Here is a 22,549-nt window from a genome sequence, read left to right as displayed (position 1 = left end):
GCGGCTACCAGTTCTCGATCGACTTGCGGAAGATGTCCGCGAGGTCGTCCTCGGTGGGCGTCTTCGGGCAGGTCGCGAGCAGCCGCTGCTGCTTGAGCGTCCCGTCCACCAGGTCGGGGATGTCGCCCTCGCCGAAGCCGACCTCGCCGATCCCGTTGGGGATGCGGATGTCGCGCATCAGCTCGGTGACCACGTGCGGCAGCTGCTCCGACGCGTCGCTCTGGGTGTCCGCCGTCGGGCCGAGCAGCTTGGCCGCCGCCATGTGCCGGTCCGGCGCCGCCTCGAACGAGAACCGGAACGCCTCGGGCGCCGTCAGCGACACCGACATCCCGTGCGGCACCATCGCCTCGTCCGAGGGATAGCCCGCGGGGTGGAAGTCCCGGACCTGGCCGGCGATCGGGTAGGCGTTGGCGTGCGGGATGTGCACGCCGGAGTTGCCGAAGCCCATGCCGGCGAAGGTCGCCGCCATCATCATGTCCATGCGGGCGTCGACGTCCTCCTCGCCCCGCTCGACCGCGGTGCGGAACGAGCGCGCGAGCAGCGACATCGACTTCTCGCACCAGAGGTCCGAGACGGGGTTGGACCCGCAGTAGGTCACCCGCTCCTCGGGCTTCTTGCGGTCGAACGTCGTGTACCAGCGCGCGGTGTACGACTCGAGCGCGTGGCACACGATGTCCATGCCGGCCGCGGCGGTGACCTCCGGCGGGAGGGTCATCGTCAGCAGCGGGTCGACCACGGCGAGCGTGGGCCGCAGCCGCCAGTGGCTGATGCCCGTCTTCACCCGCAGCGAGAGGATGTCCAGCACGCACATCGCGGTGGACTCCGAGCCCGTGCCGGCCGTGGTCGGCACCGCGATCAGCGGCTTGAGCTGCCCGGGCGGGGCCTGGGCGTTGCCGACGGGCTTGTTGACGTAGTCCATCAGCTCGCCGGGGAAGGTCGTCAGGAGGTTGACGGCCTTCGCGGTGTCGATGGACGAGCCGCCGCCGACCGCGACGAACCCGTCCCACGGCCCCTGCTGCTGGGCGTAGCCGACGGCCTTGTTCATCGAGTCGTCGGTCGGCTCGACGTGGACGCCGTCGAAGATCTCGACGGTCATGTCGTACCGGCGGATCTGGTCGGCGATGCGGTCGGGCAGACCGGTCTGCTGCATGCCAGGGTCGGTGATCAGCAGGATGCGCTTCGCGCCGTACTGCGCGAGGTCGAAGCCGATCTCGTCGCAGGCCCCCGCGCCGAACTTCAGCGGCGGGGCGCCCCAGGTGAAGACCGACTCCTCGGTGGGGACGGGGGGGACCGTCATGGAGGGCTCTCCGCTCAGGTGTAGTGGCCGCCGTTGCCCACGGTCTTGAGCTCGTGGATCTGCTGGGCGTCGTGCCCGAACACCACCGTGGCGTTGGTCTTCTCGGCCACCCCGCGGATCTTCTCCACCGACGAGTAGAACTGGCCCATGTCGTTGACGATCGCGGCCGGCGTCGTGGGCGGGCCGTAGCTCTCGCCCATGTAGACGGCGTCCGACGTGAAGATCATCGTGCCGCTGTCGGGCAGGTCGACCTGCATCGACATCGTGCCGGGCGTGTGGCCCGGCGTCTGGAGCAGCGTGACGCCCGGCAGGAACTCGGTGTCGCCCGAGACCGTCTCCCAGGTCAGGTCCTCGTAGTCGGTCTTGAGGTGGGCGCCGTTGAACAGGCCGTCGAACCCGAACGCCCAGTCCTTCTCCTTGTCGGAGCAGACGAGCTTCGCGGTCGAGTCCTTGAACATGCCGGCGTTGCCGCAGTGGTCGAAGTGCAGGTGCGAGAGCACCACGTAGTCGATCTGGTCGACCCCGACGCCGATCTGCTGCAGGCGGGAGTCGAGGTACTCCTCGTCGCTGACCTTGTCGTAGGGGAAGAAGTCCTGCAGGCCCGTCGGACCCCAGCGCTCCTCCCAGTCACGGGGGCAGCTGGTGTCCCACAGGATGGTGCCGTCGGGGGTCTCGACGAGCACGCAGTGCGTGGGGACGTCGGCCCACTCGGTGGGCTGGTCGCGCATCTGGCGGGGGCGGATCGAACGCCCGGGCTTGAGCAGCAACCACGTCAGGTCCGCGGTCATCTGCCCGCAGTCCAGGATGCTCACCTTGATCTCGCCACTCGCAGCCATCAGCGCTCCTCCGCATTGCCGCGTGCCGTCGGGGGACGCGGCCGGGAACCGCTGCACCAGTGATGCATGCATCACCGACCACGTGACGCCGGACACTAGCCACGGTGACGATCATCGGCAACAGCCGGGTCCGCCTCCCGCCAGTGGCCCGCGAGGGGTTGCTGCCAGGGCGTGGCGCTAGGTCCCCGGACGCGGCGCCGGCTCGCAGCAGCCGGGGTGGCACAGGGCCCCGTTGCACCCCTCCCCGGCCCGCGGCACGGCGCCGAGACCCCTGGGCTCCACACCCTCGGTCTGCTCGGCGATCAGCTCGACGATCATGTCGATGAAGCGCGGATCCGCGCCCGCCGTCGCGGCGCGCGTGAAGCCCATCCCGAGCTTCTCCGCCCGCTCGGCGAGCTCGTCGTCGAGGTCGAAGACGACCTCCACGTGCGCGGACACGAAGCCGACCGGGCTGACGACGACGTCGGTGACGCCGCGGTCGGCCAGCGCGTCGAGGTGGTCCTCGACCTGAGGGTCGAGCCACGGGATCCGCGGCGGCCCGGAGCGCGACTGCCAGACCTGGTCGTAGTCGCCGACGCCGACCTCGGCCGCCACCAGCCGCGAGGCCTCGGCGACCTGGCGGGAGTAGCGGTGGCCGCCCTCCCCCGGCGGGCCCGCGGTCGCGTCGGCGGACTCCGGGATCGAGTGGGCGGTGAACACCACCCGGGCGTCCGCGCCGAGACCCTCCCGCGCCTCCCGCACGCCGTCGGCGACGGCGGCGACGAACAGCGGGTGGTCGAAGAAGTGGCGCAGCTTGACGAGCTCCGGCGCAGCGCCGGTACGCGCGATCGCCGCCTCGCGGGCCCGGGCGATGTCCTCGTGGTACTGGCGGCAGGCCGAGTACCCGCCGTAGGCGCTCGTCGCGAACACCAGGGCGCGCTGCACGCCGTCGCGGGCCATCCGCTCGACGGCGTCCTCGGCGTACGGGTGCCAGTTCCGGTTGCCGAAGTAGATCGGCAGGTCGATGCGGGGCTCCAGCGCCGCGATCAGCTCGCGGTTGAGGTCGTTGATCGGCGAGCGACCGCCGAGGTGGTGGTAGTGCTCGGCGACCTCGTCGAGGCGCTCCGGCGGCACGTTGCGCCCCCGGGTCACGTTCTCCAGGAAGGGGCGCACCTCGTCGGGCGCCTCGGGCCCACCGAAGGACAGGAACAGCAGGGCATCGAACGACGGCACGCCCTCAGGATGCCCCGCTCAGGCACCCATCGCGTGATAGCCCCCGTCGGCGTGCACGACCTCACCCGTCGTGGCCGGCATCCAGTCCGAGAGCAGCGCGCAGATGGTCTTCGCGACCGGCGTCGGGTCGGCGAGGTCCCAGCCCAGCGGCGAGCGCTGCACCCAGGCCTCCTCGAACGTGTCGAAGCCGGGAATCGACTTGGCGGCCATCGTGCGCACCGGCCCGGCGGCGACGAGGTTCGCGCGGATGCCCTCGGGCCCGAGGTCCCGCGCCAGGTACCGGGTGGTCGCCTCGAGGGCCGCCTTGGCGACGCCCATCCAGTCGTAGCCGGGCCAGGCGACGGTGTTGTCGAAGTCCATGCCGACCAGCGAGGAGCCCGGGCCCAGCAGCGGCTTGCAGGCCATGGCGAGCGACTTGAACGAGTAGGCGGAGACCTCGACCGCCGTCGCGACGTCCTTCCACTCGGTCTGCAGGAAGTTGCCGCCCAGCGCGTCCATCGGCGCGAAGCCGATCGAGTGCAGGACCCCGTCGAGGCCGTCGACGTGCTCGCGCACGTTGTCGGCGAGCGAGTCGAGGTGCTCCTGGTTCTGCACGTCGAGCTCGATCACGGGCGCCTCGCTCGGCAGGCGCTTCGCCACCCGCTGCACCAGCGACAGGCGCCCGAAGCCGGTGAGGACGACGGTGGCGCCGGCCTCCTGGGCGGCCTTGGCCGCGTGGAACGCGATCGACGCGTCGGTGATGATCCCGGTGACCAGGATGCGCTTGCCCTCGAGCAGTCCGCTCATGTCCTACCTTTCGCGGTGGTCCGGGAGATCAGTGGCCCATGCCGATGCCGCCGTCGACGGGCAGCACGGCGCCGGTGATGTAGCCGGCGTCGTCGGAGGCGAGCCAGGCGACGGCCTTGGCGATGTCCTCCGGCGCCGCGGTGCGGCCGAGCGGGATCGAGTTGAGGATCTCCTCGCGCCGCTTGTCGGTGAGCTCGGCGGTCATGTCGGTGTCGACGTAGCCGGGCGCGACGACGTTGGCGGTGATCCCGCGCCCGCCCAGCTCGCGGGCCGTCGAGCGCGCCAGCCCGACCAGGCCCGCCTTCGAGGCCGCGTAGTTCGCCTGGCCGGGCGCGCCGGTGAGCCCGACGACGCTGGAGATGTAGATCAGCCGGCCGAACCGCGCCTTGACCATGCCGCGGATCGCGCGCTGGGTGACCCGCCAGGCGCCGGTGAGGTTCGCGTCCAGCACCTCGGTGAACGCGTCCTCGGGCATGCGCATCAGCAGCCCGTCGCGGGTGATGCCGGCGTTGGCCACGACGACCTCGATCGGGCCGTGCTCGGACTCGACCTGCGAGAACGCGGCGTCGACGGCGGCGGAGTCGGTGACGTCGGCCTGCACCCCGTGCAGGCCCTCGGGCGGCTCCCCGGAGCGGTGGGTCACCACCACCGTGTTGCCGCGGTCGGCGAGCTCGCGCGCCGTGGCGAGCCCGATCCCGCGGTTGCCTCCCGTGACCAGTACGACGCGGCTCACGCGGTTCCTCTCGGTCGGGACCCATCCGGGCGGACGGCGGCGGAAGGCTACCGACTCGACCGGTCCGGAGCCCACCGAACCCGCTGGTAGCACCGCCGAACGGCGCCTTGCGGGGTGTGGCCCACGCCATAGAGTCGATCACAGCGCCCACCGCGTGCCGACACCGCCGCCCGCCCGGAGGACCCATGACCGCGACCGACGCCCAGCCCACCCTTCCCGGCCGCCTCGGCGACCCGTCGCTCGACCTGCGTACCGACCCGCGGGCGAAGCCGGACCTCGTCGCGGCCCTCGCCGCGTTCGGGCTGGACGGGCCGGCGGCGCCGCCTCCCGTCACCCGGGCCGACGGTCCCGCCGCGGTCAGCGAGGCCGTCGGCGCGCTCCACGACGGGTTCAGCGCGATCTACGCGAACGTGCCCCTGGACCTGCCCGGCGACGCCCCCGACGACGCCGTCGAGGTCACCGAGACGTCGGTGGCGTCCCCCGACGGCCACCTCGTGCCCGTGGTCCTCTACCGGCCCGCCGGCGTCACCGGGCCGCTGCCGTGCGTCGCCTACATCCACGGCGGCGGGATGGTGATCCTCGACGCCGAGACCCGCGTGCACGACCGCTGGTGCCGCGAGCTCGCCCTCACCGGGGTCGTCGCGGCACGGGTCGGTTTCCGCAACGCGTGGACCGAGCTCGGCCCGCACCCCTTCCCCGCAGGCCTGGACGACTGCGCCGCGGTACTGCGGTGGCTCGACGACCAGCGCGGCGAGCTGGGCCTGACCCGCATCGTGCTGCAGGGCGAGTCCGGCGGCGCGAACCTGGTGCTCGCCACGACCCTGCGGGCCAAGCGCTCCGGCGACCTCGACGCGATCGACGGCGTGTACGCCTCGGTGCCCTACGTCAGCGGCGGGTACGCCTGGGACCGCGCCCGCAAGCTCCGCGAGCTCCCGTCGATGATCGAGAACGACGGCTACTTCATCAACTGCGCGCTCATGGACCTGCTCGTCGCCCAGTACGACCCGCACGGCCGGCACACCGAGGACCCGCTGGCGTGGCCCTACTTCGCGACCGACGAGGACCTCGCGGGCCTGCCGCCGCACGTCATCTCGGTCAACGAGCTCGACCCGCTGCGCGACGAGGGCCTCGCCTACTACCGCAAGCTCCTCCGGGCCGGCGTGCCGGTGGAGGGCCGCGTCAACCTCGGCATCGTCCACGGCGCCGAGATGATCTTCCGGCAGGCGCTGCCCGCCGAGCACCGCGCCGCGATCGCCGACATCCGGGCCTTCGTCGACCGGCTGGACGTGGTGCACGACTAGGCAGGACGACTACGGCAGGCGCTGGCCCGTCACGATCGCCGCGGCGGCGCCGAGGAGCACCAGGATGGTGGCCGCGAGGAACCACCGGCCGGAGAGGTCCACGGTGCGCTCCTCGTAGCCGACCTGCTCGGCGAGGTTCGCGTAGGTCTCGCGCAGGTCCAGCTCGGTGGACGCCCGGCGGAAGTCGCCGCCGGAGAGCGCGGCGATCTCGCGCATCTGGTCGTCGGCGACGGCGACCGACACCGGCCGGCCGTCGATCTCGATCTCGCCGTACTCGGTGCCGAACGAGATCGCCGAGATCGGGACGCCGGCCGCCCGGGCCTCCTGGGCGGCCGGGAAGGCGCCGCGGTCGTCGGCCGGGTCGGTGGTCGGGGTGGTCTGCTTGCCGTCGGAGAGCAGGATGATGCGGGCCGGCGGCGGGCCCTCGGGGCCGCGGATCTGGCTGCCGAACGCGCGGATCGCGGCGAGGCTCGCCCGGATCGCGTCGCCGGTGCCCGTGGACTCGGCGAGCTGCAGGCTGCCGATCGCGTTCTTCACCGCCTGCCGGTCGGTGGTCGGCGTGACCAGGGTGCTCGGCGTCGCGGCGAACGAGGACAGGCCGAGGTTGATCCCGGCCGGCAGCTGGTCGGCGAAGGCGGAGGCGGCCGTCTGGGCGACCTGGAGGCGCGACGGCTCGACGTCGGTGGCGCGCATCGAGAGCGACACGTCGATCGTGAGCATCACGGTCGCCCGGTTGCGCGGGACCTGCGCGGTGCCCTGCGGGCCGGCCAGGGCGATCGTCATGATCACCAGAGCGACGAGGATGAGCGCCATCGGCACGTGGCGCCACCGGCCGGGCCCGCGCGGCGCGATGCGCTCGAGCAGCGCCAGGTTGGTGAAGCGCATCGTGTAGCGCTGGCGGCGGCGGTTGATCCACCAGTAGCCGACCGCGAGCGCGGCGACGACCAGCAGCAGCAGGAACCACCAGGGGTGCGCGAACACGGCTCACCGCCCCCGTACCGGGTCGGCCGCGGCCGGGACCCGCCCGGTCGTCGCGCCGCCGGACCACCCGCGCTTGCGCGCCACGGCGAAGCGGACGACGTCGGCGATCCAGTCGCGGTCGGTGCGCAGCACGAGGTGCCCGGCACCGGCCCCGCGCAGCGCCGTCGCGACCCGCTCGCGGTGGGCGGCGGCCTCGGCGGCGAAGCGCCGGCGCAGGGTCGGGGTCGTCGTGATCTCGCGGCGGTGCCCCGACTCGGGATCGGCGAGCACGACCGTGCCGACGTCGGGCAGCTCCTCGTCGCGGGGGTCGACGACCTCGATCGCCAGCAGCTCGTGGCGCGCCCGCAGCGCCCGCAGCGCGCGCTCCCAGTCGACGTCGCCGAGGAAGTCCGACACGACGACCACGAGCCCGCGGCGCCGCGGCGGCCGGCGCAGGGCCTCGAGCGCGGCCGCCAGGTCGCCCCGCGTGCCCTCGGGCGCCGGCGGGGTCGCCGCGATCCGGCGCAGCAACTCGCGCGCCGCGGTCTCCCCGCCGCGCGCGGGCAGGCGGTCGGTGCGGGCGCCGGTGGCGACGACGGCGCCGACCCGGTTGCCGCCGCCGCGGGTCAGGTGCACCACCGCGGCGCAGGCGGCGACCGCGAGGTCCCGCTTCTCGCAGGCGGCCGTGCCGAAGTCGAGGCTCGGCGAGAGGTCGACGACGAGCTGGGTCTCGAGCTCGCGGTCGGCGATCGTCTCGCGGATGTGGGGCTCGGTGGTGCGCGCCGTGACCGCCCAGTCCATGCGGCGCACGTCGTCGCCGGGCTGATAAGGGCGCGGCTCCCCCGGCTCGGTGCCCGGGCCGGGGACGAGGCCGAGGTGGTTGCCCTGCAGCAGGCCGTCGAGGCGACGGCGCACCGAGAGCTCCAGGGTCCGCAGGGAGGCCTGGAGCCGGGCGTGGGTGCGCTCCCCCGCGACCTCCTCGGGACCCGTGGGGACCGGCGAGGTCGGCGGCGGCGCCCACGCCGGGCGGGGGTCGCCGTCCGGCGTCGTCGCCGGTGGCGCGCCCGGCGGGAGCGGCCCGGTCTCGGGGACCCGCGCCGCCGGGGTGTCGTCCGGCTGTGTCACTGGCGTGGTGTCACCGGCCCGCCGCGGGCATCGGCGCCGGACCCATCCCCACGGGACGGGCCGACACCTGGGGCAGCGGGACGGTCTGCAGGACGCGGGTGACGACGTGGTCGATCGGGACGCCGTCGGCGAGCGCGTCGTAGGACAGCACGAGGCGGTGGCGCAGCACGTCCGGCGCGATGTCGACGACGTCCTGGGGCAGCACGTAGTCCCGCCCGCGGACGAGCGCCAGCGCCCGGGCGCCCGCGATGATGCCCAGCGAGGCGCGCGGCGAGGCGCCGTACGCGACCCAGCCGCCCACGTCGGTCATTCCGTGCTCCGCGGGCGAGCGGGTCGCGATCACGAGGCGGACCACGTAGTCGACGAGCGCGTGGTGCACGAACACCTGCGACGCGACGTCCTGCAGCCGGCGCAGCTCGGCGGGGTCGAGCACCCGGTGCGGCTGCGGCGGGCTGACGCCCATCCGGTAGACGATCTCGCGCTCCTCGTCGGCCGTCGGGTACTCGACGAGGATCTTGAAGAGGAACCGGTCGCGCTGCGCCTCGGGCAGCGGGTAGACGCCCTCGTTCTCGATGGGGTTCTGCGTGGCCAGCACGAGGAACGGGTCGGGCATCGGTGTCGTCTCGCCGCCGATGGACACGTGCCGCTCGGCCATCACCTCGAGCATCGCCGACTGCACCTTGGCGGGCGCGCGGTTGATCTCGTCGGCGAGCACGAAGTTCGACACCACCGGGCCCAGCTCGATGTCGAACTCCTCGCGGCCCTGGCGGTAGATGCGCGTGCCGAGGATGTCGGCGGGCACGAGGTCGGGCGTGAACTGGATGCGGGCGAACGACCCGCCCACCACGCGCGCGAACGTCTCGACCGCGAGGGTCTTGGCGACGCCCGGCACGCCCTCGAGCAGCAGGTGGCCGCGCGCCAGCAGGCCGACGAGCATGCGCTCGACCAGCCGGTCCTGGCCGACGATCACCCGCTTGACCTCGAGCACCGTGCGCTCGAGCTGCTCGGCGTCGTGCGCAGGCGTCGCGGGGCCCTGGCCCTGCGTCTTCTCGGTGCGCTGCGTCGCCGTCGTCTCCGCCTCGGAGGGTCGAGCCCCGCCGCGCTCCGCCTCGCTCGCCGGCTCGCTCACCCGCGTCCCTCCCCGACCTCTCGCTGTCCCGCGGCCGGCACCGGCCGTGGGCGTCCCGGGGCGGCACGGTACCTGCCGGTCCACCAGGCAACCCGGCGACCGGTGAGGGCGCCGTGAACACCCGCCATCCCGCCCGTCAGACGAGCCTCGTCACGGTCGGGACGAGCTCGTCGGTGAAGCGCACGGGGGCGATGCGGACGTTCTTGCCCGATTCCGGTGCCTCCACCATCTGGTCCTGTCCGTCGACGCTGCCGAGGTAGAGCGCGACGTGGTGCACGGGGCCCGCGCCGTCGTCCTCGGCCCAGAAGAGGAGATCCCCGGGCTTGCGCTCCTCGAGCGGCACCCGCTGACCCGCCTCGGCCTGGTAGCCGCTGTAGTGCGGGAGGTCCTTCCCGGCGGCGGCGAACGCGTAGATCATCAGCCCGGAGCAGTCGAAGCCGGTCTTGTCGAAGTCGCCGTTCTCGTCGGCCACGCCGCCGTCGTGGATGCCCTTCGTGGGGCCCGCGGTGTCGCCGCCGCCCCAGGCGTAGACGACGCCGAGCTGTGAGAGCGCGCGCTCCAGCACCGTCTTCACCCCGTCGGACATCCCGTTCGTGTCGACCCCGGCGGCCGCGAGCGGGTCCTCGCCCTGGTCGCCGCCGTCTCCCGAGTCCCCCGAGCCGCCCGAGTCACCCGGGTCGGCCGCGGCCCGGGAGGAGCGGGCGGCGAGCCCGCTCGCGGCGGCGTCGCGGACCCGGGCGTCGCGCGCGCCGTCCCGGCGGGTCGCCGCGTCGTCGAAGGCCTCGGCCCGGCTCTGCTGGGCGGCCAGGGCCGGGTCGGCGTCCTCGAGCGTGCGCAGCCGGGCCGCCGCCGCGTCGCGCCGGGCGATCAGGTCGCGGACGCGGGCCTGCTGGGCGTCGGTGTCGGTGCGCACCCGGGCGACCTCGGTGTCCGCGGCGGTGCGCGCCTGCGCCGCGCGCGCCGCGGCGGCGTCGGCCTCGATCCGGGCGGCCCGGGCTCGGGAGTCGGCGTTCGCCGCCTCGATGCGGGTGCGCTCGGCGCCGTCGAGCGCGGCGCGCTGGTCGTCGGTGACGACGTCGCGCAGGTGGGCGCGCGCGGCGACGTCCTCGGGCCCGGTCGAGCCGGAGAGCACCGAGAGCGGGCCGAGCACGTCCGCCTGCTGGAACCAGGCCGTGACCCAGCGGTCGACGTCGGCCCGGGCGCGTTCGGCGGCCGCGGCCGCCGCGTCGGCGTCGTGCCGGCTCTGCTCGGCGGCTCGGCGGGCCTCGTCGGCGCGGGAACGCGCCGCGGTGTCGTCGGCGAGGGCGCGGTTCGCGAGCTCCTGGCGGTGGTTCAGGTCGGCGGTGAGCCGGTCGAGGTCCGTACGTGCCGTCGCGATCTGCGCGACCAGCGAGCCCGCCTCGCCCGCGGGGTCGTCGGTCGGCGGCGGCGTGCCGCTCGTCGTCGGGGGCGGCGTGGGGCTCGGGCCGGGCACGGCCGGTCCGGCCGCCGCGGCCGGGGCGAGGACGAGGGTCGCGACCAGGACCGCGGTGGCGACGGTCCCGGAGGTGCGCACGCCTCGTCCTCCTCGCGCCGGCTGGGACCACAGGAACGGGTGCCGTCGGTGTCGGGCGGTGGGCAGCCTGGCCGCCACGGGCGCCGTCACCCGGCTGCGACACGCGCCGGTGTGGCACGAATCGCCCGGCCGGGTGGGGTGAGGACCGTTGGCGGGGCCCGTCACGGGGCACCTGGCCGGGGTGTCCGCCGTAGGCTGGTGAGGGCGGGAGTGCGGTACCCGCCAGGGTGCGCGAGACTCCCGCCCGACCCCCGGGTCGAGCGTCGTCTCCGGCGTCGGGCGGCACGAGCTGTGCCGACCGGACCACCACCGGAGGACAGGCCGTCCGGACCCGCACGACAGCGGGCACCGGGCCGGACCGTCCCGGCGACGCCGCCGGGAACCGCAGCGACCCCGGGTCGCGGCCGACCACCACGGGCCGCGCCCGCGAGGAACGAGGAGGAACGTGTCCGAGAGCTCGCCAGACCAATCCGCTGATTCGTTCGGTGCGAAGGGCACCCTCGAGGTCGGCGGGCAGTCCTACGAGATCTTCCGCCTGTCGGCGGTCGAGGGCTCGCAGCGTCTGCCGTTCAGCCTCAAGGTGCTGCTGGAGAACCTCCTGCGCACCGAGGACGGACTCGTCACCACCGAGAAGTCGATCCGCGCGCTCGCGGAGTGGGACCCGACCGCCGAGCCGGATACCGAGATCCAGTACGTGCCCGGCCGCGTCGTCATGCAGGACTTCACCGGCGTCCCCTGCATCGTCGACCTCGCCACGATGCGCGAGGCCGTCACCGAGCTGGGCGGCGACGCGCAGAACGTCAACCCGCTGGCGCCCGCCGAGCTCGTGATCGACCACTCGGTCGTCGCCGACCTGTTCGGCACGCCCGACGCGTTCGAGCGCAACGTCGAGCTGGAGTACCAGCGCAACGAGGAGCGCTACAAGTTCCTGCGCTGGGGCCAGACCGCGTTCGACGAGTTCAAGGTCGTCCCCCCGGGCACCGGCATCGTGCACCAGGTCAACATCGAGCACCTCGCGCGCGTCGTGATGACCCGGAACGGCCAGGCCTACCCCGACACGCTGGTCGGCACCGACTCGCACACCACGATGGTCAACGGCCTCGGCGTGCTCGGCTGGGGCGTCGGCGGCATCGAGGCCGAGGCGGCCATGCTCGGCCAGCCCGTCTCGATGCTCATCCCCAAGGTGGTGGGCTTCCAGCTCTCCGGCGAGCTGCCCGCGGGCGCGACGGCCACCGACCTCGTGCTGACGATCACCGAGATGCTGCGCGAGCACGGCGTCGTCGGGAAGTTCGTCGAGTTCTACGGCGAGGGCGTCGGCGCGGTGCCGCTGGCCAACCGCGCCACCATCGGCAACATGAGCCCGGAGTTCGGCTCCACCGCGGCGATGTTCCCGATCGACGACGAGACGCTGACCTACCTGCGCTTCACCGGCCGCGACGACGAGCAGGTCGCGCTCGTCGAGGCGTACGCCAAGGAGCAGGGCCTCTGGCACGACCCCTCCGCGGAGCCGGACTACTCGGAGACGCTGTCGCTGGACCTGTCAACGGTCGTGCCGTCGATCGCCGGGCCGAAGCGCCCGCAGGACCGGATCCGTCTCGACGCGGCCAAGGAGTCGTTCCGCCAGTCGCTGCCGGACTACGTGGACGACGGGGGCGACCCGAAGGCGGGCTCCGAGGAGTCCGACGTCGAGTCCTTCCCGGCCTCCGACCCGCCGGCCGAGACGCAGAACGAGGAGTTCGACCGGCCGGTCGTGCACAAGCAGCCGGCCGACCCGAGCGGGCGTCCGTCGCACCCGACGCCGGTGACCCTCGAGGACGGCACCGAGCTCGAGCTCGACCACGGTGCGGTGACGATCGCGGCCATCACCTCGTGCACCAACACCTCGAACCCGTCGGTCATGATCGGCGCGGCGCTGCTCGCCCGGAACGCGGTCGACAAGGGCCTCGCGCGCCGGCCGTGGGTGAAGACCTCGCTGGCCCCCGGGTCCAAGGTCGTCATGGACTACTACGAGCGTTCGGGCCTGCTGCCCTACCTCGAGAAGCTCGGCTTCAACCTCGTCGGCTACGGCTGCACCACGTGCATCGGCAACTCGGGCCCGCTGCCCGAGGAGATCTCGAAGGCCGTGAACGACGAGGACCTCGCCGTCACCGCGGTGCTCTCCGGCAATCGCAACTTCGAGGGCCGCATCAACCCCGACGTCAAGATGAACTACCTGGCGAGCCCGCCGCTGGTCGTCGCCTACGCGCTGGCCGGCACGATGGACCTCGACCTCGCCACCGAGCCCCTCGGGCACGACCCGCAGGGCAACCCGGTGACGCTCGAGGACATCTGGCCGTCGCCGCAGGAGATCCAGGAGACGATCACCTCGGCGCTCTCGCCCGAGCAGTTCACCCAGGGCTACGCCGACGTCTTCGCCGGCGACGAGCGGTGGACCTCGCTGCCCACCCCCGAGGGCGAGACGTTCACGTGGGACGAGACCTCGACCTACGTGCGGAAGCCCCCGTACTTCGAGGGCATGTCCCGGGAGCCGTCGTCGGTGTCGGACCTGTCGGGCGCGCGGGTGCTGCTGAAGCTCGGCGACTCCGTCACGACCGACCACATCTCCCCCGCCGGGGCGATCAAGGAGGACTCGCCGGCCGGCCGGTACCTCAAGGAGAACGGCGTCGAGCGCAAGGACTTCAACTCCTACGGCTCGCGGCGCGGCAACCACGAGGTCATGATCCGCGGCACGTTCGCGAACATCCGGCTGCGCAACCTGCTGCCGACCGGCGACGGCGGCGCGCTCGACCAGGGCGGCAACACCGCCGACTTCACCCAGGGCGGCAAGCAGGTCGCGGTCTACGACGCGGCGCAGAACTACGCCGCCGAGGGCACCCCGCTCGTCGTCCTCGCGGGCAAGGAGTACGGCTCGGGCTCGTCGCGCGACTGGGCGGCCAAGGGCACGACGCTGCTCGGCGTCCGCGCCGTCATCGCCGAGTCCTACGAGCGCATCCACCGCTCGAACCTGGTCGGGATGGGCGTACTGCCGCTGCAGTTCCCCGAGGGCCAGGACGCGGACTCGCTCGGCCTGACGGGCACCGAGACCTTCGCGATCAGCGGGGTCACGGCGCTGAACGACGGCGAGGTGCCGGACACGGTGCACGTCACGGCGACCCCGTCGGACGGCGGGAACGCGACCGAGTTCGACGCGCGCCTGCGCATCGACACCCCGGGCGAGGCGCAGTACTACCTCAACGGCGGCATCCTGCCCTACGTCCTGCGCAAGATGCTGGGCTGAGAGCTCGCCGGGTTTCGGAGCGAACGCTGCGTTCCGGGGGGTGCGCATCCGGGGCTCCGCGAGCCTCCGGACGGGCGAGCCTCAGTCGTCGGCGGGGTCCGCGGTGCCGTCCATGGCGGCGCGCACCTCCTGCTCCTCGGTGCGCCCGCGCCGCCAGTAGCCGGTGAAGCAGACGTCGGCCTTGTCGACGCCGCGTTCGCGGACGACGTGCCGGCGCATCGCCTTCACCTCCGAGGCCTCGCCCGCGAGCCAGACGTAGGGGCGCGCGCCGGGGAGGTCGAGGTCGCGCAGGCGCTCGGTGAGCCGCTCGGGCGTCGTCCAGTACGTGGTGACGTCCCCGTCGGTCGCCCACACCTGCTGCTCGGTGACGTCCCGGACGCTCGCCAGCACCGTCGCCCGCCGGCCCGGCGGCAGGCCCTCGACGATCGCGCCGATCGCCGGAACCGCCGTCTCGTCCCCGGCCAGCACCACCGCGTCGTGGTCCTCGCGCGGCGCGTAGAGCCCGTAGGGGCCGGTGAACGCGAGGTGCTCGCCGGGGGTGGCGCGCAGCGCCCAGTCGCGGGCGGGGCCCTCGTCGTGGAGGACGAAGTCGACGTCGATCTCCACCGGGTCCTCCCGCCGGCGGCGCAGCGTGAACGTCCGCATCGGCGGGCGGACGTCGTCGGGCATCGCGAGGTAGCGGCGGAACCAGGAGGTCACGTCGCCGTCGTCGAGCGCCGGTACCTGCGGCACCGTCTCGCCGTGCCGCGGGAAGAAGAGCTTGAGGTAGCCGTCCGGGGCCACCACCGGCAGGTCGGCGAGCTCCGGTCCGGCGAGCGTCACCCGGACCACCCGCGGCGTGGGGCGTCCCACGGCGCGGACGACCGCCCGCCGGACCCGGACCTCCGGACGTGTCGACGCCGTCGTCACCCGCTCCCCTTCCGCCGTGATCGAGTGAGGCGACCCTAACTCGGACACGGGACGGTCGGGCACCCCGCATGACCGGCGCCCGCACCGTCAACCCCCCGCGCGCGGAGGGAAGGAGACGACGATGACGACACCTGCGCTCCAGCAGACGGCGCGCGAGATCCTCGCCGACGGCAAGGGCATCCTGGCCGCCGACGAGAGCACCGGGACGATCACCAAGCGGCTCGAGGCCGTCGGCGTGGAGTCCACCGAGGAGACCCGCCGGCGCTTCCGCGACCTGCTGTTCACCACCAAGGACGTCGAGCAGCACCTCGGCGGCGTGATCCTCTACGACGAGACCGTCCGCCAGGACGCGCTCGACGGCACCGGGATGGTCGCGCTGCTGCACCGTCGCGGCATCCTGCCCGGGATCAAGGTCGACGCCGGCGCGAAGGACCTGGCGGGCTTCCCGGGCGAGAAGGTCACCGAAGGCCTCGACGGGCTGCGCGAGCGCTTCGCCGAGTACGCCGACCTCGGTCTCCGCTTCGCCAAGTGGCGCTCGGTGATCACCGTGTCGGACACCCTGCCGACCGAGACGGCGATCGCGCTCAACGCCGAGGGCCAGGCGCGCTACGCCGCCCTGGCCCAGGAGGCCGGCCTCGTGCCGATCGTCGAACCCGAGTCGATCATGGACGGGGACCACGGGATCGACCGCTCCGCCGAGGTCACCGAGCAGGTGCTCGCCGCGACCGTCGAGGCGCTGCGGCGCCAGCGGGTGGCGCTCGAGGGGGTGCTGGTGAAGACCAACATGGTGGTCTCGGGCTACGCCGGCCCCGACCAGGCCGGCCCCGACGAGGTCGCCGACCGCACCCTCGCCGTGCTGCGGCGCACCGTCCCGGCGGCCGTCCCCGGGATCGTGTTCCTCTCGGGCGGCCAGGCCGACGAGCAGGCGAACGCGAACCTCGATGCCATCGCCCGCCGCGGTCCCCAGCCGTGGACCGTGAGCTTCTCCTACGCCCGCGCGCTGCAGAGCCGCCCGATGTCGGTGTGGGCGGGGGCCGACGGGAATGTCGCGGCGGCCCAGGACGCCTTCGCCGAGCGCCTGCGCGTCACCGGCGCCGCCAACCGCGGCGCGTGGAGCCGCGACGCGGAGCGCGCCGCCTCCTGAGCGCCGGACCCCGCCGGTCCCGCCCCGCGAGAGGCACCGTGCGCACGATCGACAGCGCTGGCGGGCTGCGGCACGTGCCACTCGCGCAGGAGGAGGGGCCGCGCGGCTCTGAGCGGAGGGCACCCTCGCTCGGACATGCCGAGCGAGGGTGCCCGTCGCTCGGTATTCGATGGGGTGGTCACCGGGCGTGCTAATGCGGACGGGTGACGAAGACTCCGCCGATCGACGGTGTGACATGAGCCGCACGGGCGACCGATGAATCGTCACTCAGCTGCTTGAAGGTCGTTGGCCCGAGCATGATCTTCCGCTCCCCCCGGAAGGCCGTCGGGGCCATGGCAATGATCACGCTGATGGTGGCGGCGGCGGGGTGCAGCAGCGGCGGATCGCCACCTCCGCGCACGGTCCCGGTGTCGCGGGCGGCGGTCGAGACGGGTGTGTCGGCGCAGGGCTCGGTCTCCGCGACGGCGACCAACAACCTCGGCTTCGGCTCGGGGGGCCAGCTCACGGAGCTGAACGTGTCGGTCGGTGACGAGGTCCGGCCGGGCCAGGTGCTCGCGAAGATCGACGACTTCAACGCCCGCCAGCAGCTCGCCCAGGCCCAGGCCGCCCTCGACGGCCAGGAAGCGGCGTACGAGCAGGCGCTCGACAACACCGCCGTCGACGGCGCGGGGAACTCCGTGGCCTCGGCCCGGCGGATCGTGAAGGCCACCGAGGACCAGGTCGACGCGACCCTCGACGCCGACGACGACGCCATCCACGCGGCGGAAGCGGCGGCGCGGCAGGCGCGCGACGGCGCCGCGGCCGCGCAGGCCAACTTCGCGGCGCTGAATCAGCAATGCACGATGCAGGACGCGGGGCGCTCTTATGGGCCAACATTCTTGAGCCCGGGTCAGCCAACCAACACCTCCTGCATCCTCCTCCCCGGCGCGCAGAGCCAGGCCGCGCAGTCGCAGCAGGCCGCCGCGCAGGCCGAGGGCCAGGTCCAGCAGGCCCGGAGCAAGAAGAACCTCGACGAGGCCGCCGGGCAGGTCCAGATCGCGCAGGCCCGCAACGGTCTCGTCCAGGTCCAGAACCAGCTCGACGCGACGCGCGCCGACCGGCCCCACCAGCTCGACGGCGCGCAGGCGCAGGTCGACGGGGCGCGGGTCGGGGTGGAGAACGCCCAGCGCGCGCTCGACAACACGACGCTGACCGCGCCCGTCGACGGTGTCGTGACCGCGATCAACGGTGCCGTCGGCGAGTACACCCAGCCGAGCTCCGGACTGACGCCGCAGGCGCCCGGCGGCACGGCGGCCATCCCGGGCGCGGCGGCCGCGGGAGCTGGCGCGGCCGCGGCATCGGCCGGCGCGGGCGGCGGGGCCTCCCCCAGCCGGCCCGGCGGCCAGGAACTGATCATGCTGCAGAGCACCTCGGGCTTCTCCGTGGTCGCGCCGTTCCAGGAGATCGACGCCGCCGCGCTGCGCCCGGGCCAGCCCGCCCACGTCACCCTCGACGCCCTGCCGGACGTGACGATCGACGGCACCGTGCTGGCGGTGTCGCCGGCCTCGACCGACATCGCGAACGTCATCAACTACTACGTGACGGTGGCCGTGGCGCGGCCCGACCCGCGGCTCAAGGACGGCCAGACCGCGCAGACGTCCGTGATCACGGGCGAGGGGACGAACGCGCTGAGCGTCCCGAACTCGGCCATCATCAGGCAGGGCGACCGCACCTCCGTGGTCGTCGTGCAGTCCGACGGAACGCAGGTGCCCATGCCCTTCGTGCCCGGCCTCGTGGGTGCCGACCGCACCGAGGTCCGCAGCGGTCTCGTCGAGGGTCAGCAGGTCCTGCTGACGGCGCGCCGGTGAGCGCCGGCCCCGGCGGCACCGACCGCCCCGAGACCCACGGCGCCGACACCGGCCCCGTCGCCACGCAGCAGGCGCCCGAGGGCGCCGAGGAGAGCGGGAGCGCGGAGAGCGGCCGCCGCCCGATGAGCCGGCGGACCCGCATCGCGCTCGCGGTCATCCTGCTGATCGCGGTGCTCGCCGCGATCGGCTTCACGCTGAGCTACTTCCTCGACGCGCGCCAGTACGTCTCGACCGACAACGCGCAGGTCGACGGGACCCAGATCCCGATCGTGGCGCCGACCAGCGGCACGCTCATCGGTTGGACCGGCACCCAGGGCGCCGTGCTCCGCCCGGAGCAGGTCGTGGGGCGGGTGGAGATCGACGGCGGGTACGTGCGGCCCCAGCGCCCCATCCGCGCGCCCGCGGCCGGCACCGTCGCGACCAGCGACACCACCGAGGGCGCCTACGTCACCGCCGGCCAGCAGCTGGCGATCGCCTACGACCCGGGGAACGTCTACGTCACCGCCCGGATCGACGAGACCGACATCAACGACGTGCGTCCCGGACAGACCGTCGACTTCACCGTCGACGCCTACGGCGACCGGACGTTCACCGGCTCGGTCCGCGAGGTCCAGGGCGGCGCCGCGGGCGTGTTCTCCCCGCTGCCGCAGTCGAACAGCTCGGGCAACTTCCAGAAAGTCACCCAGGTCATCCCCGTGAAGATCGCGATCGACGACCTCCAGGGCCTGGAGCTCATCCCCGGGATGAACGTCGAGGTCAACATCCACAAGAACGGCTGAGCGGCTACTCCATCACCCGCGGGCCGTCGCTCGGCGCCGGGCGCCCACTCGGCAGCAGCAGGGCGAGGAGCACGGCAGCCGCGGTCAGTGCCGTGGTGACGAGCATGAGGTCGCCGAACGACGTGTCGAACACGCGGGTCTGGAGCTGGCTGTACATCTGGTACTGGTCGAGCATCGAGCTCGTCGAGGACCCGGACGCGGCCGCCGACCCCGCCGAGTCCGTCGGCAGCAGGCCGGCGCGGTCGGCGTAGCCCTGGGACTGCACACCGGTCATGAGGGCGGTCATGGCGGCCAGCCCGATCGCCGACGACGAGCGCTGCACCACGGTGTTGAACGCGCTGGCGCCGTCGATCCGGTTCGCGGGCAGCGACGACAGGCCGCCGGTCATGATCGGCATCATGGCCAGCCCGATGCCCGCCGCCCGGAACGCGAGGATCCAGGCGAGCTCGGTGTGGGACGTGTCGATCGTGAGGTCGCGCAGCAGCCAGGTGCCGTACGCGGTGATGACGAGACCCGCCACGGCCGGCCACCGGGCGCCGATCCGGTCGTAGATCTGCCCGGCCAGCGGCATGATCACGGCCATCACCAGCGCCTGCGGCAGCAGCAGCAGGCCCGTCTCGAAGGCGCCGAGGCCCTGGTTCTGCTGCAGCGACTGCGGGATGTAGAACAGCACGCCGAACAGGCCCGCCGAGATCACCGCGATGAGGATCAGGGAGTTCGAGAACGCCCACGTGGCGAACACCCGCACGTCGAGCAGCGGTCTCTCGACCTCGAGCTCGATCACGACGAACGCGGCCATGGCCAGCACGCCGTAGGTCAGCAGGATCATCACGGGGTAGGACGTCCAGCCCCAGTCCTCGCCCTCGTGCAGCCCGAGCAGCAGCGCGAACAGGCCCGAGGCGATGGTGACGAAACCCCACACGTCGAAGCGCTGCGCCTTCGCGGGTCCGAAGTTCGGCAGCCAGATCATCGCCGCGACCGTGCCGACGACACCGATCGGGACGTTGATGAAGAAGATCAGCCGCCAGTCGACGTACTCGACGAGGTAGCCGCCCAGCGTCGGGCCGATCGCCGGGGCGAAGACGATGCCGAGGCCGTACATGCCCATCGCCGCCCCGAGACGGTCCTTCGGCACGATCTTGTAGAGCATCGTCAGCGCCACGACGGGGATGACGCCGCCCGGGATCGCCTGGAGGATCCGGAACGCGATCATCGAGTTGAGGTCCCAGGCGAGCCCGCACAGCACCGACCCGATCGCGAAGCCGACCATCGCGACGATGTAGGCGCGGCCCAGCCCGAGCCGCAGGCCCAGCCAGGCGCTGGCCGGGACGATGACGCCCTCGGCCAGCGAGTAGGCCGTCGAGATCCACGAGATGTCCTCGGTGGTGACGCCGAAGTCGTTCTGCATCACCGGGATCGCGACGTTGACGATGCTGATGTCCAGCACCGACATGAACATGCCGGCGACGAGCACCAGCAGCGCCACGACCCAGTTCGTCGAACCGGCGGGCGACGGCGCCGCGGCGGGCTCCGGCGGGGCCGGGGTCGGCGCCGCCGGTGGAGCGGACGCCGGCTCGGCCGGCGCCGTCGCAGTGACCATCGAGCCGCTGCGGTGCCCGTTGCCGTTCCCGTTGCCGTAGACGTGCCCGTCCGACTCCTCCGGCGGGTCGAACGGGGTCGCGGGCGACTCCTGCGTCCCGGGCCTGGCCGTCACGTGGCCCTCCTGCGAGCGGGGCGTGCCGCCACGCCCCCCCGGCCGTGTGGCGCGATCATCACGTCGAGGCTACGGCTCACTGAGCGACGCTTCACCCGGAGCCCACGGTGACGATCGTCGCTCCCGGGTCACACGATCGTGCGCGTCAGCTCTCCAGCAGCGCGGCGATCTCGTCGACGGCCCGGCGCAGCTCGGCCGCGAAGCGCTCCATCTGCTCGCCGACCTCGGTCGGCGTCGACAGGTGCACGACCAGCCGGTCGGGCAGCAGCACGTAGGCCACACCGATGCAGTGGGTGCTCGTCGAGCCGAAGCCGAAGACGCGCACGTTCTCCGACGGCGCGGAGCTGGTCGACATGAAGTCGTCGCGCATGATGCGCCAGCCCGGGGAGTCGACGACCTCGAGCGGCTCCGCGGCACCCAGCGACGACCCCTGTCGCTGCTGGATCAGCGAGAGCTCCCAGAGGTGCTGCTCGGGTGCCCGCCCGGCCTGGCAGTCCTGGGCCCGGCGGACGTGCGCCCCGGCCGCCGCCTCGAACGCCTCGCGGCGCGCGGCGTCGTCGGCGCCCGGGTCGTCCATGGCGGCGGTGAACGCGAGGATCTCGGGGGTCACGACGCGCATCGCCTCGGTGCGCCCGTGGTGGAACTGCAGCGTCGCGATCGACTCGTAGGTGGCACCCACGAAGCCCTTCGCCCGGAGGTGCGCCAGCTGGTAGGCCATCTGCACGAACGCGTCGGGCGAGGCGCCGAGCTTCTTGATCCGGTCGCTGCCCAGGTCGTCGAACACCACGAGCTGGGTCGCGATCGACCCGGCGTAGGCGGCGAAGTCCTCCCCCGCCGCCCGGATGTCGGCGGCCCGCTCGTCGGTCACCACGAACGGGAGCTCCGAGGCGGCGGGGACGCCCTGGGCGCGGGCGCCCAGACGGTCGGCGTGCTCGTCGGTGCTCGCCCCGAAGATGCCGTCGACCAGCGCGAGCACGGTCGTCCCGTCGAGGCGGCAGTGCTCGGTGTTGATGCCCGCGGCGCCGTCGGCGAACACGACGAAGGTGACCGACTTGTCGAACCAGCGGTTCGCGCTGTCGCCGCCGAGCAGCTGCGCGCCCCGCGCCAGGTCGTCGTCGGGCGCGACGTCCTCGAGCGCCACGGCGAACAGGGCGGTCTCGACGTCCTCGAGCGCGGCCTCGTTGCCCTCGTCGAGCAGCGCCCGGCGGCTCGCGGCCCACGCCGCGCGGTCCTTCGTGGTGAGCCGACCGACGCCGACACCGGGCTGCGACCCGGCCTGCGACCGGACCGCCCGGAGCCCGTCGGCGATCTCGGCGGCCGTGTGGGCGGTGCCGTCGGGGCCGAGGACGCCCAGGCGGAAGGCGTGCCCGCGCACGAACACCAGGATGTGCCGGGCCCGCGACGGGCCCGGCCACTGCTCGGTGTACGGCGTGCGGGCCGTGTCCTGCTCGTCGCCGGGGATCCTCGTCGACGAGAAGAGGTAGCGGTGCTGCTCCATCGTCATCGGCGCGCCCTTGCGGGTCGCCGGCGGCAGCGCCTCGGTGTCGACCTGGTGCTTGTGGTCGAGCGCGCCGAGCACGAGCGCGGCGGCGCGCGCGGCCGGGTCGTGCTCACCGGTGTCGGTGAACAGGAAGAAGAAGTTGGCGTTCAGCGCGATCCGGTCGCGCCGTCCGAGGTAGCGCGACTCCCAGAAGTCGTCGAGCCAGCTGTGCGTGGTCGGCGCGGCGTCGTAGGCCTCGAGCGCGGCCTGGAGCACCGGGCCCGGGCCGTCCGGACGCAGCAGCTGGTCCACGGCGGCCCGCGTCTCGGCCCGCTGGGCGTCGTCGAGCAGCGGGCCGCACCACGCCAGGAACTGCGTGGCGCTGTCGGCCAGGGCCGGCACCGGGACCCGGGGCAGGCCGTCCTCGGCGTCGAACGTCCCGGTCATGCTGGTCCTCTCGCCGGT

18 protein-coding genes are annotated in these 22,549 nt (G+C 73.4%); 5 read left to right on the top strand and 13 right to left on the bottom strand.

Annotation, left to right across the window (positions count from 1 at the left end; all coding sequences use genetic code 11):
- Positions 1-4 precede the first annotated feature (4 nt).
- From ACR9E3_RS01230 to ACR9E3_RS01210, 5 genes are all read right to left on the bottom strand, one after another.
- A complete protein-coding gene (locus ACR9E3_RS01230) occupies positions 5-1,297 on the bottom strand; it encodes a hydroxyacid-oxoacid transhydrogenase (protein WP_460377808.1) in 1,293 nt (430 codons plus the stop codon).
- A 14-nt stretch (positions 1,298-1,311) separates the two neighbouring features.
- Positions 1,312-2,133 carry an N-acyl homoserine lactonase family protein gene (locus ACR9E3_RS01225; RefSeq protein ID WP_460377807.1) on the bottom strand — a complete coding sequence of 274 codons (822 nt, stop codon included), beginning with the start codon at positions 2,131-2,133 and terminating at the stop codon, positions 1,312-1,314.
- Positions 2,134-2,310: 177 nt separating this feature from the next.
- Complete coding sequence (locus tag ACR9E3_RS01220; protein WP_460377806.1) at positions 2,311-3,345, bottom strand: ferrochelatase; 1,035 nt, start codon at positions 3,343-3,345, stop codon at positions 2,311-2,313.
- A gap of 18 nt (positions 3,346-3,363) precedes the next feature.
- Entirely contained in the window at positions 3,364-4,131 is a 768-nt protein-coding gene (fabI, locus tag ACR9E3_RS01215) for an enoyl-ACP reductase FabI (RefSeq protein ID WP_460377805.1), read from the bottom strand.
- 28 nt (positions 4,132-4,159) lie between these two features.
- Entirely contained in the window at positions 4,160-4,864 is a 705-nt protein-coding gene (locus ACR9E3_RS01210) for a beta-ketoacyl-ACP reductase (protein WP_460377804.1), read from the bottom strand.
- 185 nt (positions 4,865-5,049) lie between these two features.
- On the opposite strand from ACR9E3_RS01210, the gene ACR9E3_RS01205 reads away from it, so the two are divergent.
- A complete protein-coding gene (locus ACR9E3_RS01205; RefSeq protein ID WP_460377803.1) occupies positions 5,050-6,165 on the top strand; it encodes an alpha/beta hydrolase fold domain-containing protein in 1,116 nt (371 codons plus the stop codon).
- Between the two features lie 9 nt (positions 6,166-6,174).
- Here ACR9E3_RS01205 and ACR9E3_RS01200 read toward each other — a convergent pair whose 3' ends face one another.
- The 4 genes from ACR9E3_RS01200 to ACR9E3_RS01185 form a co-directional block, all read right to left on the bottom strand.
- On the bottom strand, positions 6,175-7,146 hold the full coding sequence (locus ACR9E3_RS01200; RefSeq protein WP_460377802.1) for a VWA domain-containing protein: 972 nt from the start codon (positions 7,144-7,146) through the stop codon (positions 6,175-6,177).
- Positions 7,147-7,149: 3 nt separating this feature from the next.
- Positions 7,150-8,250, bottom strand: coding sequence for a DUF58 domain-containing protein (locus ACR9E3_RS01195; RefSeq protein WP_460377801.1), 1,101 nt, complete (start codon positions 8,248-8,250; stop codon positions 7,150-7,152).
- Between the two features lie 10 nt (positions 8,251-8,260).
- Complete coding sequence (locus ACR9E3_RS01190; RefSeq protein WP_460377800.1) at positions 8,261-9,379, bottom strand: AAA family ATPase; 1,119 nt, start codon at positions 9,377-9,379, stop codon at positions 8,261-8,263.
- A gap of 136 nt (positions 9,380-9,515) precedes the next feature.
- The gene (locus ACR9E3_RS01185) at positions 9,516-10,934 is read right to left on the bottom strand and encodes an NlpC/P60 family protein (protein WP_460377799.1); all 1,419 of its coding nucleotides are present in this window, start codon (positions 10,932-10,934) and stop codon (positions 9,516-9,518) included.
- A 445-nt stretch (positions 10,935-11,379) separates the two neighbouring features.
- Between ACR9E3_RS01185 and ACR9E3_RS01180 the strand changes: the two genes are divergently transcribed.
- A complete protein-coding gene (locus tag ACR9E3_RS01180; RefSeq protein ID WP_460377798.1) occupies positions 11,380-14,211 on the top strand; it encodes an aconitate hydratase in 2,832 nt (943 codons plus the stop codon).
- Between the two features lie 81 nt (positions 14,212-14,292).
- Here the strand turns inward: ACR9E3_RS01180 and ACR9E3_RS01175 are convergent, their stop codons facing one another.
- Positions 14,293-15,120 carry a siderophore-interacting protein gene (locus tag ACR9E3_RS01175; RefSeq protein ID WP_460377797.1) on the bottom strand — a complete coding sequence of 276 codons (828 nt, stop codon included), beginning with the start codon at positions 15,118-15,120 and terminating at the stop codon, positions 14,293-14,295.
- Between the two features lie 121 nt (positions 15,121-15,241).
- Here ACR9E3_RS01175 and ACR9E3_RS01170 point away from each other — a divergent pair, with 121 nt between their 5' ends.
- Positions 15,242-16,264: a class I fructose-bisphosphate aldolase gene (locus ACR9E3_RS01170; RefSeq protein ID WP_460377796.1), complete on the top strand. Its 1,023-nt coding sequence runs from the start codon at positions 15,242-15,244 to the stop codon at positions 16,262-16,264.
- Positions 16,265-16,454: 190 nt separating this feature from the next.
- On the opposite strand, the gene ACR9E3_RS01165 is transcribed toward ACR9E3_RS01170, so the two are convergent.
- Positions 16,455-16,769: a hypothetical protein gene (locus tag ACR9E3_RS01165; RefSeq protein ID WP_460377795.1), complete on the bottom strand. Its 315-nt coding sequence runs from the start codon at positions 16,767-16,769 to the stop codon at positions 16,455-16,457.
- Between the two features lie 10 nt (positions 16,770-16,779).
- Here ACR9E3_RS01165 and ACR9E3_RS01160 point away from each other — a divergent pair, with 10 nt between their 5' ends.
- Together ACR9E3_RS01160 and ACR9E3_RS01155 are read left to right on the top strand one after the other, a co-directional pair.
- Positions 16,780-18,111, top strand: a complete 1,332-nt coding sequence (locus ACR9E3_RS01160; RefSeq protein WP_460377794.1) for an efflux RND transporter periplasmic adaptor subunit — start codon at positions 16,780-16,782, stop codon at positions 18,109-18,111.
- Entirely contained in the window at positions 18,108-18,890 is a 783-nt protein-coding gene (locus tag ACR9E3_RS01155) for an efflux RND transporter periplasmic adaptor subunit (RefSeq protein WP_460377793.1), read from the top strand. The genes ACR9E3_RS01160 and ACR9E3_RS01155 overlap by 4 nt, the downstream gene beginning before the upstream one ends.
- 4 nt (positions 18,891-18,894) lie before the next feature.
- On the opposite strand, the gene ACR9E3_RS01150 is transcribed toward ACR9E3_RS01155, so the two are convergent.
- Together ACR9E3_RS01150 and ACR9E3_RS01145 are read right to left on the bottom strand one after the other, a co-directional pair.
- A complete protein-coding gene (locus ACR9E3_RS01150) occupies positions 18,895-20,604 on the bottom strand; it encodes a DHA2 family efflux MFS transporter permease subunit (protein WP_460377792.1) in 1,710 nt (569 codons plus the stop codon).
- 145 nt (positions 20,605-20,749) lie between these two features.
- Positions 20,750-22,531: a choline/carnitine O-acyltransferase gene (locus tag ACR9E3_RS01145; protein WP_460377791.1), complete on the bottom strand. Its 1,782-nt coding sequence runs from the start codon at positions 22,529-22,531 to the stop codon at positions 20,750-20,752.
- Positions 22,532-22,549 lie beyond the last annotated feature (18 nt).

This window comes from Actinomycetospora sp. C-140 (genome assembly GCF_054796175.1).
This window is presented reverse-complemented; position numbering and strand designations above follow the sequence as displayed.

Coding starts and splice junctions, on each gene's coding strand:
- ACR9E3_RS01145 (WP_460377791.1), bottom strand. CDS start 22,531: ATGACCGGGACGTTCGACGCCGAGGACGGCCTGCCCCGGGTCCCGGTG.
- ACR9E3_RS01205 (WP_460377803.1), top strand. CDS start 5,050: ATGACCGCGACCGACGCCCAGCCCACCCTTCCCGGCCGCCTCGGCGAC.
- ACR9E3_RS01225 (WP_460377807.1), bottom strand. CDS start 2,133: ATGGCTGCGAGTGGCGAGATCAAGGTGAGCATCCTGGACTGCGGGCAG.
- fabI (WP_460377805.1), bottom strand. CDS start 4,131: ATGAGCGGACTGCTCGAGGGCAAGCGCATCCTGGTCACCGGGATCATC.
- ACR9E3_RS01230 (WP_460377808.1), bottom strand. CDS start 1,297: ATGACGGTCCCCCCCGTCCCCACCGAGGAGTCGGTCTTCACCTGGGGC.
- ACR9E3_RS01170 (WP_460377796.1), top strand. CDS start 15,242: ATGACGACACCTGCGCTCCAGCAGACGGCGCGCGAGATCCTCGCCGAC.